This window comes from Bacillus sp. FSL W8-0102 (genome assembly GCF_038007225.1).
Classification (GTDB): Bacteria; Bacillota; Bacilli; order Bacillales; family DSM-4216; genus Bacillus_O; species Bacillus_O smithii.
Genome location: NZ_JBBOWT010000002.1, coordinates 1 through 11,530, shown reverse-complemented (window position 1 = coordinate 11,530; position 11,530 = coordinate 1). Strand labels below are relative to the sequence as shown.

Sequence of the window (11,530 nt, the reverse complement as noted above, 5' to 3'; positions counted from 1 at the left end):
TGATAAAAATATTCTGAAATATCTGAGATTTCAGCGTGGTAGAAAAATGCAAGAGCATAAGGAGTTTTTGCCCCCACCGAAGGTGTGGGATCAGGCAGTGCCTGATAAAACGATGGGTACATAAAAAAGGCGATTCGCCCACAAAAAGTCCACTAAAGTCCCACGAATAGCCCACTAAAATCCCATAAATGGTCCACGCTTATCCCACGTTTGTCCCACTTTTTTTGCTATGAATCTAAGAATAATTTGTCTGCAATAGGCTCCTTTCTAAGGATGAATAACGGCAGAGAGTGGCGCTTTTTTAAATTCATGAAAAAAATCGTCTTATGCTCTTAAAAAGAAACAATTCAGCTGCTAAAGTATTTGAAATTGAATTTAAAGAAAGGAGTCGTTTTTATGATTCAGACAATTGTTTCAATTATTAATACTGGAGTAATTATATTAAATATCATGTTCCCAACTCTATTTAAAAGGGTGGGAGAGTATCAAGAGATTCAGATATTTATAGGAGGAAACTTTAATGAAAAAACAAATTATCCACGTAACTGTTGCAACAGCACTTTTACTTTCTGTATCTACATCTTTTGCAGTAAATGCAAAAGCACAGACGGTAACAAACCAAGAAGCGAATACAAAACTATCTCAAAAAGAAATTCAAAAGCTCATAGAGTTAGAAATTGAATTGCAAAAACATGGAATTTCGGCAGAAGATATTCAATATGGTATCCAATCCAATCTTCCACAACAAGCACAACAAGATAGTGGTATTACTACTCTAGGTGTAAAATCAACTGCTGCAAAAGTTGCCGCAAAATCTATGATTAGTAAACTGCAAAAAATTGGAAAAGTGTCTTGGGATAGAACAGTTAGAAATTACATAGCCAAACTTCCAATTTCAAGTAGTGCAAAAAGCACACTAAAAAAATACTTAGCATATCAATTTGTTAGTAAGCGTCAAATCTTGGACACCTTCTTGATGTGCTAATTTCATGAGATAATCTCCTCAAGATGAAATTGAAGGAGGTTTTTTTATGCCTAAGAATCCTGAATTACGAAAGGTTTGGGAACAACGAATCGCTGACTATCGTAAAAGCGGTCAAACTCAAGTAAACTGGTGCAAGGAAAATCAATGGAGTATTCACCAGTTTAAATACTGGTTAAGAAAAATTGAAAATCCAATAAAAAATCAAGGAAAGTCTACAAAATGGGCATCCGTTACCCTAGAAGATCATTCACAAACAGTTGAAAATTCATTACGGATTGAAATTAGTGGGATTTCAATTGAAGTAAAACCTGGTTTCGATCCGGCCTTTCTTTCAGAAGTGGTTAGGACGTTGAAATCAACATGTTAGTTGGTACAAGAGCTGAACGAGTTTACTTGGCAAAAGGAAGTACTGATTTGAGAAAATCCATTGATGGATTAGCTGCTTTGGTGAAAGAGGGATTTGATTTAGATCCCTTTTCATCAAGCTATTTTGTGTTCTGTAATCGAAAGCGAGATAAATTAAAAATTCTTCACTGGGACTATAATGGTTTTTGGCTTTATTATCGTCGATTGGAAAAAGGAAAATTTCAATGGCCAAATGAAAATGACACTGGAACGATACAAATTAGTTATCGGCAATTACGCTGGTTATTGGATGGTCTTGCAATGGAGCAAAAGAAAGCACACCCAGAAGTAAAGGCTAGAACAGTTATATGAATTTTTTACTTTTAACAAAAACCTTGGAGGAAAATAGCTAAAACCGTCGAATTATTACTACATGATGAAAAATTTAAAGAATCCTACCCAAAACCCATTTGAATTAATTGAAAAACTTCAACAGCAAATCGTTGAATTGACGGCGAAATTACGATGGTATGAAGAACAGTATCGTCTTAGTCAAAAACGAAAATTTGGCTCTTCAAGCGAAAAAACAAATCCTAATCAATTAGAACTACCTTTATTCAATGAAGCAGAGGTAGAGTCTAATGTAAAAGCCGAAGAGCCAACTGTTGAAACAATTACATATCGTCGTAAAAAGAAACGTGGTCAACGTCAAGCTACGTTTGAAAACCTGCCTATGGAAACGATTGAATATCGTTTACCCGAAGAAGAGCAGGTCTGTTCGTGTTGCGGTGAAAAAACACACGAAATGAGCACAGAAGTACGACAAGAATTAGTGATTATTCCGGCTCAAGTCAAAGTTTTAAAACACGTTCGATATGTCTATGGATGCCGTCATTGTGAGCGTAATGAAATAGAGACACCAATCGTTACAGCACCTGCCCCAAAATCTGTGTATCCAAAAAGTTTAGCTTCACCGTCAAGCATGGCATATATTATGAATCAAAAATATGTAGAGGGGCTACCTCTATATCGCCAAGAACAACAGTTCAAACGATTAGGTGTGATCTTATCCAGGCAAACCATGGCCAATTGGATGCTTTATGGTGCCGAAAAATGGCTTGCGCCAATTTATCAACGAATGAAAGAGCATCTCCTCTCTAAAGACATTCTACATGCGGATGAAACAACTGTTCAGGTTTTACATGAACCTGGAAGGTCAAGTACATCGAAATCTTACATGTGGCTTTATCGGACTGGAAGAGAGGATCCACCACTTGTCCTTTATGACTATCAGGAAACTAGAGCAGGAGAACATGCCAAAGAATTCCTAAAAGGGTTTAAAGGATACCTGCATGTCGATGGATATGCAGGATACCATAAGGTATCCGGCGTAACATTAGTTGGATGTTGGGCTCATGCCCGCAGAAAGTTCGATGAGGCTTTAAACGTACTTCCTGAATCCAAACGTCATTCAGCAGTCACAGTTCGGGAAGGACTCAATTTCTGTAATCAGCTATTTGCCATCGAGCGTGATTTGAAAGAATGTACACCAGAAGAACGATATAAAAAACGACTTAAACACAGCCAACCATTGTTGGAGGCTTTTTCAGCATGGCTAAAAACAGAGAAAAGCAATGTTTTACCAAAGAGTCTATTAGGTCAAGCCATTACATACTGCCTCAACCAATGGGAAAAACTCGTGGCATTTTTAGAGGATGGACGTTTAGAAATCGATAATAATCGAAGTGAACGATCCATTAAACCATTTGTGATCGGTAGGAAGAACTGGATTTTTAGCAATACTCCGAAAGGAGCTAAGGCCAGCTCAATCATTTACAGTATTGTGGAGACAGCAAAAGAGAATAAATTAAATCCATTTTATTATCTTCGCTACTTATTTGAAAGGCTTCCCAATATGGATATAAGCAATATGGATGAGCTTGATCAACTACTTCCTTGGTCCAAAACAATTCCTTTGAATTGTCGGGTTTTTAATAACTTATCACAATAATAGTATTTAATCCCTATCATTAAAAGGTGGGGATTATTTTACGCTTACATTTGTTATGAGTACTCTTAATGTTGTTATTGACTTTAGTGGAACAATAGAAGATGCTATAGAAAAACGATTGAAAAGTATTGGCGTGTCAAGTTGGTTAGCAGGAATCACAGCTAGAGCAATTGTATTTTTACTATTCTAAGCAAATAACAGGAGATGGAAATAATGAAATCCCTTTTGAAATTTCTGATTGTTGTAACAGGTTCGTATTGTCTCGGTCATATCTTTTTTGATTATTCGGAATTAAAAATAGTAACAAATGTGATTCAAACATTATTCTTCCTTTTTGCATTTATTTATTTTACTGTTTATCGGAAAACACCCAAAGATAAAAGTTCTAATTAAAAACCTACGAAACTGTGAACTACCCTCCACTTACCACCCTTTCGGGTTGCTTGAAGTGGGGGCTTCTCGGGTAATCCTGTCTCATGACAGGAAATTGACCGAGCTAACCCTCCTGTTCCGGGAGTTTGTATTTTCATGCTAATTCTAACAAGCGCAATCCTTCATTTTTGATATTGATTGCTGAATTGTGATCACGATCTAATACAATGCCGCAAGTACATTTATATACACGTTCAGATAATGGCATTTCTTTTTCGTTCCCACAACGGGAACATTTTGATTATACCAAAATCTTTGGAGGTTATTTATGTACTTCAAGTTTTCTCTTCTTAGTTTTATAACTGGTCTAATAATGATTTTTGTTATTCAATTAGCAACATTTTATAGAAATTTACAAATAAAAACGGGGAGAATGGATGGAGATACGACCTATACTCTATTAAGTTCTAGTTTAATAGTTATTCCGATAATTTTATTTGTTTTAGCGCTAATCTTTTTTCAGTTGCATATCAAAGATAAACAAAAACATTAAAAATCTCTTATTTGGGCTTGTACGTGGTTTTAAGAATACGATGATATAGGTAAATAAAAAAAAGAGCAATTCCTATTATGAGGAATTGCTCTTTTTTTCCATATCTACGAAGTTAAAAAGATATGGAAAAGGCACAATCTCTGTAATCAGTTATAGCACCTTTTATTTTTGATTACAAATTATGGGGAAGTGTCAACGGTAAATCGGACTGAGTGAGGAACGAACGAGGGAGAATTTAAGGAGTTGACACGAGCGCATGATTTACACCCTCTTGGCATTAGCCCTCTATGTGCGCCCGGCATGTACATGAACTATAGGGTGTAAGTCCCGAACCCCGAAGACAGAAGTAGAGGTTAGCGAGTGGCAGCATCTTTTTCAGCTTTAACTTTTTTTTCTCTGTAAGGCTATTGAGAGAAGCTCTTGATGCTTTTTATCTTTTTACAAAAAAGTATGTATTTTGTTCAAACACTCAGTTACAATTTCGGGTGGTGCTTGATCCTTAATTTGAATCTTTCTGGATACCCAATCTAAACTTTTAACTTGATCAGTCAAAATAGCTCCCTGAATGGCTAAACCTTCTGGGAGCTCTACTTCAAAAGGCCAACCCTTTACTGTGTTTGTAATTGGACAAATAAGTGCAAATCGTGTTATTTCATTAAATTCTTTCGGGGACAATACAATACCTGGGCGACGTCCTGCTTGTTCGTGTCCAGATTGTGGGTTGAAATTTAGATAAACCAAATCCCCACGGTCTGGTGCTTGGGTCAAATTAATTCATTCCCTTCAATACCAAAATCAATTTCCTTATGACGATTTTCCGGCTTTGCTTGCTTTAAAAGTTCTTCTAACGTGTATTTCTTCTGTTTTGGAACTAATGTGATTTTCTTATCATCTATAACTCTTAACTCGATTTCGGAGCCTTGATGAATCGCAACTCGCTCAGCAACATCTTTAGGGATACGAACTGCAAGACTATTTCCCCACTTTTGAACAGTTGTTGCCATTGCCATAGTTTCCACCCCTTCTCCTTTATTGGAATTCAATTATACCACCTTCCGTCTTTTAAGTATATACAAAGTATATACATTTTCACAAAAAATGATACGTATCAAGTTCCCTAACTTTCCCCTACCTTTTTTAGTTTTGAACAAATGTACGAATTTGTATAAAATCATACATTCATTTTCGCTTATTCTCTTGTCTTTTCCCTTTTTCTTCGATATGATCGAGGTATCCTACAAAATCGTACATTCAAATCGTTGATTTTCAAGGGAAGGAGAAAAGATGTCGACACCAAAAAATGTGCAGCCGATTCGTAGTCAGCAGCAATTAGACGATATGAAATGGGCGTTAAAACGCCACTGTTTGCCCCGAGATTACATTTTATTTGTGTTAGGGTGTGAAACTGGCCTACGGGTTGGAGACCTGCTTAAAATCAAAACGGAAGCGATTCTGAGGCTGAAAAACAAAAAAGAGAAGGTTTTACGAGTAAAAGAAGGGAAAACCCAAAAAATCCGCGATATTTATATTGGCCATTGTTTTGAGGAAGTGTATGAATACGCAGCTGGATTAGACAGTGAGTGGCTCTTTCCATCCAGGAAAGGAAACCGGCCGATTACACCGACACAGGCTTACCGCCAGCTGAAAAAGGCGGCTGATTTTGCCGGAGTGGAGCATGTTGGCAATCATACGCTCAGAAAAACATTTGGCTATTGGTTTTATAAAGCCACGAAGGATATTGCCATGTTGCAAGAAATTTTGAACCATTCTCATCCTTCCGTGACTCTCCGGTATATCGGGATCACAGAAGAAGAAACACAAAATGTCTTGAAACATTTTAGCGTGTTTCAGGGTCAATAAAAAAATTGGGCTGTTCATACAGCCCAAAAACTCTATTCAACTATTCCAGAGTAGCTCATATCTTACTCCCTACGGGTCCTATTGTGCGCAATATTATTCGAAACATTCGAACCCTATTGAATACCTGCATGTAAGGTATGTAAATGGGCACTCTCATTTTTTTCAGTGAAAAATCATACAAAAGTTTTCCACTTTTCCTCCACTAATGTGTGAACTACCCTCCACTTACCACCCTTTCGGGTTGCTTGAAGTGGGGGCTTCTCGGGTAATCCTGTCTCATGACAGGAAATTGACCGAGCTAACCCTCCTGTTCCGGGAGTTTGTATTTTCATGCTAATTCTAACAAGCGCAATCCTTCATTTTTGATATTGATTGCTGAATTGTGATCACGATCTAATACAATGCCGCAAGTACATTTATATACACGTTCAGATAATGGCATTTCTTTTTCATTCCCACAACGGGAACATTTTGATTATACCAAAATCTTTGGCTAACGCCAACCGAAATTCATCTCCCCACTTATCGTTGGGCTATCGCCCTTCACACGCTTGAAGTGGGAGACTTCTTTCGGAAATAATGTTAAAATGCAAAAAAAGCATATAGAAACTATATAGAATGATATATAGAGTTCATATAGAAACCATATAGAAACTATATAGAAACTATATAGAAAACTCACTTTTTTTGACCCCATCGTTTTATCAGGCACTGCCTGATCCCACACCTTCGGTGGGGGCAAAAACTCCTTATGCTCTTGCATAAAAAAAAACCATAAATTAACACAAAAGTTCTTGTCGAAATGGTAGACTGATAGTAACATTAAAATTAAGTTAATAGGAACGGAAAATGAAAAAGGATTCTCGACGTGTGTAAGTAGTGCGCCAACACTCTTACACCGTTCGCCGTAACCACCCTACGGCAAACACCTGTCAAGAATCCCTGCATTAACTACTGTTTTTATATCCATATTGTACATTGGAAACAGTCAGTTGCGCAAGGGGTTAATTTTAGAACATTTAGGACGTGTTTGCCAAGAGATGGCGGCGCGTCCTTTTTCGTTTCCGAAAAATTAGAAGGAGACGAAAAAATGCAAATCATCACTAACGAACAATTTACAGAACTTAAAGAGATTGAAAGAGTGACAGAATTCATTTACAAGAGACGAAAAATCAAAAATGAACTGATGAACCGTATTGCTGAATCATTAGGCCGCAAATTCCGTAAAGCCCAAAAAACAACATTGGTTATTGATGAAATTGTGTGGAAGGCTACTGATCGCGGTTTTTCGTTCAATGGACGTGAAACACTAGCAGAAAAATTAGATGTCTCATTGCGAACAGTAGACAACGCTATCAGACTTTTAAAAGATTCTGGCGAAGTTGTTGTTTGCTATAGGGAAAATCCGAAGTCCAACGGAGCCAAAACACCTGTATTCATTTTCCGCAGCCATGCGAATTTTGAACGTATTGCATCTATTTTGGATTTGTCACTTTGCGAAGAAGTTTGCGAAGTAGAAAACACCGAAAAGCCTACGGCGCCAAAGGATTCACCGTTAAATACGTTTGCTACCATTTTAGGTTTACCTTTTGATAACAAGATTAATAGTTATGTTAAAGGAGAAATCCAACCTTTGGAAAAAATTGTTAAATATGTGGCGATTAAAATCAATGAAACACAAAAACGAACTAACCGTGGCATTAAGTATCTATCGGCTTATGTTGACCGTGTACTCTCTGATGAAATGAGACGAGCCAAAATCGAGGAACTTAAACGCCAACAACAAAATCATATAACGGTCAAACCTTCTCCTCGTCCTGTGTTTTATAACTGGCTTGAAGACGTGAAAGGAAATAAAAGTGATCTGGATACTCTAGGTATCTATTAATCAAAAAGGGAGATCTTCTGAAAACAAGATTGAAGCATGATTGTGAACTACCCTCCACTTATCAACCTTACGGTTTGATTGAAGTGGGGGCTTCTCGGGTAATCCCGTCTAATGACAGAAAATTGACCGAGCTAACCCTCTCGTTCCGAAAGTTATTATTCTTTATGCTAATAAGCGTAATCCCTCATTTTTGATATTGATTGCTGAATTGTGATCGCGATCTAATACAAAGCCGCAAGAACATTTATATACACGTTCAGATAATGGCATTTCTTTTTCCTTGCCGCAACATGAACACTTCTTAGTGGAGGGAAACCACTTATCAATTTTCACAAGTTGTTTCCCCTGTTCTTTTAGCTTATACGCTAAGAAAGTAGTGAACATCCCCCAGCCGTTATCATGAACGCTTTTTCCAAAGTTGAGGGCTTGAGACATGCCTTTCATGTCTAAGTCCTCAATAATCACAGCGTCATAGTTTGTTGCTAATTCTTTTGACTTATGATGAAGAAAGTTTCTGCGCTGATTCGCTGTCTTTTCATGTAGCTTAGCCACTTTCAGGTGTTGTTTTTCCCATCTTGCAGAACCTTTCTTTCTTCGAGAAAGAATTCGTTGTGCTTTTGCTAATTTATCTAAGGCTTGCCGATAGTAACGTGGGTAATTGGCTTTCTTACCCTGTTCACTCTCGACATATAGACCATCCATAGCAAAATCCAAACCAACAACTTTCTGTATTTTAACTGGACGAATATCTTTCTCATATTCTGTCAAAATTGAAATGTAGTATTTGCCTGTCTTTGTTTTAGAAATAGTGCAAGATTTGATTTTATAATCAGCAGGTATCTCTCTATGCTGTTTCATTTTTATTGGCTTTTTGATTTTTGGCAGTTTGATATGACCATTTTCTAGCTTAATATTTCCGTTGACCATATTAGTTGTATAGGATTGTTTTGCTTTACGATTTTTGAACTTTGGAAAATCCGCATTTCCTTCAAAGAAATTCTTATAAGCAGTCTGTAAGTTCATTTGTGCATTTGCCAAAGCTAAAGAATCCACTTCTTTTAGGAATGGAAATTCACTTTTATATTTTGGACGGGTAGTATTTTTTCGCCCTTCGGGTTCGCTACGCCGAAAAAATCTCCACCCTAAACCCTTGCATTCCGAAATTCGGCGGGTGCTGGCCTGTCGCCAAGCCGACCAGACTCAAAACGAGGATTTTCGGAGGTCAGCTTGCTCCGTCCATTGTACCCGCCGAACCGCCCAGCTCATCCGTCCGTGATGGGTATTCTTACGCCATATTTAAACACGCAGAAAGACCGTGGGGGCTAGCCCCCACACCCCCAGCCAGCCTCCCACCTCAAAACGAGGGGAAAGGCAAAACCGTAGAAGCCTTTATTTTGGCTTCTAGGCCTTTTTAAGGCTTACCCCTTATAAAAAAGTCTAGTAGTCTATAAAAATCGCCATATGGGCGAATATAGGGCGAATAAGCCCTATTAGAAACAATTATTTGGACAAACAATTCCATATTATTGTAAAATTGTTGTGATACATTTTTCGGATAGTTGGAATAAAATGATCAGCAAAGTAGAGTCAATGACCGGGACTGAACTAGTTGTTTTTCACTGGGAGTCTATCAATAAATTCTTAGATTTTGCTGCAAACTCTGGTGATACCATAGAGGGTGCATTGACAAGTTATCTTGTTAAACATGGTTTTAATAAAACAGTTGCTAAATATGTTTCTAAAGCTTTTGTTTTGGTCGTTTTCTAAATAAGGGATTGATAGGTGATGAGTAAAAAAAATCAAATTTTTTTAGCTATACTTTTATTTTTATCTGTGCTGGGTTTCATTATTAATATGATACTTGATCCTAGACCTCGTTTGCTTAAAGCTTATAATTTGCTAGTTGTTATTGCTTGGGGTGTATTTGTTTTTCGTGTAGGCAAGGAAAAAGGTAAATTTGGTTAATTTTACGGAAGCAAGAAGCCTTTAGCGCTAATAAGCGCTCCTGGAGAGGACTCCTATATTATGATTATGGGAGTCCTCTTTCTTTTCCGCCGGGAGAGGGCAAATTATGGGGAAGTGTCAACGGTAAATCGGACAAGAACGTGTAGAAATTCGTATGCCTAAGACGATATTAGAAAAATTGGAGCAATATCAAAAAGAAAATGGGATTCCAACTAGAACAGCCGCAATCTTAGAATTGTTGAGAAAGGGATTGGAAAAATAACTTTGGCTAAAGCCAACCGAAATTCATCTCCCACCTACTCATTGGTGCTATTCGCACCTTCACATTCCTAGAGGATGGGAGACTTCTTTCGGAAAGACGTTAAAGGATACGATATGACCTGTGTTGAAATATGTATCTAGAGGTGAATGGGTCATGAATAACAACAACATTGGGAAAGAATACGGCACTAAAGATATAGCGAATATGGTCGACATAGCGGAATCAACGGTAAGAAAATACGCTCAAGCATTGGAAAAAGCAGGTTATAGATTCATAAAAAACGAAAATGGATTCAGGATCTATACGGATAACGATGTTTTTGTTTTCAATGAAGTAAAAAATTTATCTAAAAAGAACGCCATGCCAGTGGAACGTATTGCGAAAATGATCGTATTCAATCAGAAACAAAAGATACGAGATGAAGCGGAAAGCGATACACTTGAAAAAATCCAGTCAAATCAACAAGAGTCAAGCGATATAGCACAATATGATAACCGATTCAATAAGTTGATGGATCAGTTGGATAAACTCAACATGATTGAAGATATAGTAAAAGAGCTTCAAGAGATCAAGGAAGTCAATAGACAATTAACGGAACGAGTTCAAGAACAAGAAAAATTCATCAAAGAGTCATTGGAGAAACGTGATCGACAACTTATGGAATCATTGAATCACGCTTTAGAATTTAGGCAAGCTAGAATCGAAGCCGCCATAGCAGAAAAAGAGACACAAAAAGGTTTTTTTTCACGTTTCCTTTCCAAAAAAAGGAAAGGAAAATAAGAAGGCTGATACAAAGGTGTATCGAACCTCGAAAATTGTGCACTATGGGGCTCTAAGACAAATTTATTTTTCGTTATGCGTATAAGTGTTTTGTTAAATGCAAAATTCGGCTTCATTTTGTCGACGAATTTTGGAGACCTTGCTCAGTGGTTAGAAGGGAGTGAAGACTCATGAAATATTCAAAGGAGACGTTACAAAAGAAATTTGCATCTGTAAAAGCTTCACTTGAAATCGAAGGCTTAAAAGTAACGAAAGAAATTGAGGATCTAGTCATTGCAAAAGCAGCAGGAGAGATTTCTTTTGAACAGTTTAAACGTAAAGCAATTAGGTTGGCAGGGAAACAGTGAATCGGTATGCTGCCCTCGACCTCTGTTTCAATACTGTCTTTTAACCAAAAAAAATAATCCACCCTTGAGTTTATAGGCCACGGGTGGATTATTCTGCCTAAAGCCGATCCCCCCTTGAAGATCGTATCCGTATTATACACGATTACAATTGTATCACGAAAC

13 protein-coding genes and 3 pseudogenes are annotated in these 11,530 nt (G+C 37.4%); 11 read left to right on the top strand and 5 right to left on the bottom strand.

What is annotated here, in order from left to right; translation table 11 throughout:
* Positions 1-520: 520 nt before the first annotated feature.
* From N1I87_RS17895 to N1I87_RS17875, 5 genes are all read left to right on the top strand, one after another.
* Complete coding sequence (locus tag N1I87_RS17895) at positions 521-985, top strand: hypothetical protein (protein WP_341103538.1); 465 nt, start codon at positions 521-523, stop codon at positions 983-985.
* A gap of 46 nt (positions 986-1,031) precedes the next feature.
* On the top strand, positions 1,032-1,352 hold the full coding sequence (tnpA, locus tag N1I87_RS17890; protein WP_003352856.1) for an IS66 family insertion sequence element accessory protein TnpA: 321 nt from the start codon (positions 1,032-1,034) through the stop codon (positions 1,350-1,352).
* The gene (gene tnpB / locus N1I87_RS17885) at positions 1,346-1,702 is read left to right on the top strand and encodes an IS66 family insertion sequence element accessory protein TnpB (RefSeq protein WP_003352857.1); all 357 of its coding nucleotides are present in this window, start codon (positions 1,346-1,348) and stop codon (positions 1,700-1,702) included. Before tnpA ends, tnpB begins: the two co-directional genes overlap by 7 nt.
* Before the next feature lie 61 nt (positions 1,703-1,763).
* Positions 1,764-3,341, top strand: coding sequence for an IS66 family transposase (gene tnpC / locus N1I87_RS17880; RefSeq protein ID WP_048623352.1), 1,578 nt, complete (start codon positions 1,764-1,766; stop codon positions 3,339-3,341).
* Positions 3,342-3,554: 213 nt separating this feature from the next.
* Positions 3,555-3,734 (top strand): hypothetical protein, encoded by a 180-nt coding sequence (locus N1I87_RS17875; protein WP_003352741.1) that lies wholly within the window; start codon positions 3,555-3,557, stop codon positions 3,732-3,734.
* Between the two features lie 133 nt (positions 3,735-3,867).
* Here the strand turns inward: N1I87_RS17875 and N1I87_RS17870 are convergent.
* The 3 genes and pseudogenes from N1I87_RS17870 to N1I87_RS17860 all read right to left on the bottom strand — a co-directional run.
* A pseudogene (locus N1I87_RS17870) lies at positions 3,868-4,011 on the bottom strand (zinc ribbon domain-containing protein); the annotation flags it as partial.
* A gap of 693 nt (positions 4,012-4,704) precedes the next feature.
* Positions 4,705-5,034, bottom strand: a complete 330-nt coding sequence (locus N1I87_RS17865) for a type II toxin-antitoxin system PemK/MazF family toxin (RefSeq protein ID WP_003352727.1) — start codon at positions 5,032-5,034, stop codon at positions 4,705-4,707.
* Positions 5,031-5,270, bottom strand: coding sequence for an AbrB/MazE/SpoVT family DNA-binding domain-containing protein (locus tag N1I87_RS17860; RefSeq protein WP_081473003.1), 240 nt, complete (start codon positions 5,268-5,270; stop codon positions 5,031-5,033). The genes N1I87_RS17865 and N1I87_RS17860 overlap by 4 nt, the downstream gene beginning before the upstream one ends.
* Positions 5,271-5,550: 280 nt before the next feature.
* On the opposite strand from N1I87_RS17860, the gene N1I87_RS17855 reads away from it, so the two are divergent.
* Positions 5,551-6,126 carry a tyrosine-type recombinase/integrase gene (locus N1I87_RS17855; RefSeq protein WP_327805864.1) on the top strand — a complete coding sequence of 192 codons (576 nt, stop codon included), beginning with the start codon at positions 5,551-5,553 and terminating at the stop codon, positions 6,124-6,126.
* Positions 6,127-6,454: 328 nt separating this feature from the next.
* On the opposite strand, the pseudogene N1I87_RS17850 reads toward N1I87_RS17855, so the two are convergent.
* Positions 6,455-6,598: pseudogene (locus N1I87_RS17850) on the bottom strand (zinc ribbon domain-containing protein); the annotation flags it as partial.
* Positions 6,599-7,216: 618 nt separating this feature from the next.
* On the opposite strand from N1I87_RS17850, the gene N1I87_RS17845 reads away from it, so the two are divergent.
* A complete protein-coding gene (locus tag N1I87_RS17845; RefSeq protein ID WP_328202420.1) occupies positions 7,217-8,014 on the top strand; it encodes an HTH domain-containing protein in 798 nt (265 codons plus the stop codon).
* Between the two features lie 162 nt (positions 8,015-8,176).
* Here the strand turns inward: N1I87_RS17845 and N1I87_RS17840 are convergent.
* Positions 8,177-9,109 (bottom strand): annotated as a pseudogene (locus tag N1I87_RS17840) (RNA-guided endonuclease InsQ/TnpB family protein); the annotation flags it as partial.
* A gap of 474 nt (positions 9,110-9,583) precedes the next feature.
* Here N1I87_RS17840 and N1I87_RS17835 point away from each other — a divergent pair.
* The 4 genes from N1I87_RS17835 to N1I87_RS17820 all read left to right on the top strand — a co-directional run bounded on the left by N1I87_RS17835 (position 9,584) and on the right by N1I87_RS17820 (position 11,368).
* Entirely contained in the window at positions 9,584-9,781 is a 198-nt protein-coding gene (locus tag N1I87_RS17835; protein ID WP_341030551.1) for a hypothetical protein, read from the top strand.
* Between the two features lie 18 nt (positions 9,782-9,799).
* A complete protein-coding gene (locus N1I87_RS17830) occupies positions 9,800-9,979 on the top strand; it encodes a hypothetical protein (protein ID WP_004439447.1) in 180 nt (59 codons plus the stop codon).
* 415 nt (positions 9,980-10,394) lie between these two features.
* A complete protein-coding gene (locus N1I87_RS17825; RefSeq protein ID WP_328202412.1) occupies positions 10,395-11,021 on the top strand; it encodes a hypothetical protein in 627 nt (208 codons plus the stop codon).
* Positions 11,022-11,191: 170 nt separating this feature from the next.
* Positions 11,192-11,368: an antitoxin VbhA family protein gene (locus N1I87_RS17820; protein WP_328202414.1), complete on the top strand. Its 177-nt coding sequence runs from the start codon at positions 11,192-11,194 to the stop codon at positions 11,366-11,368.
* Positions 11,369-11,530: the final 162 nt, after the last annotated feature.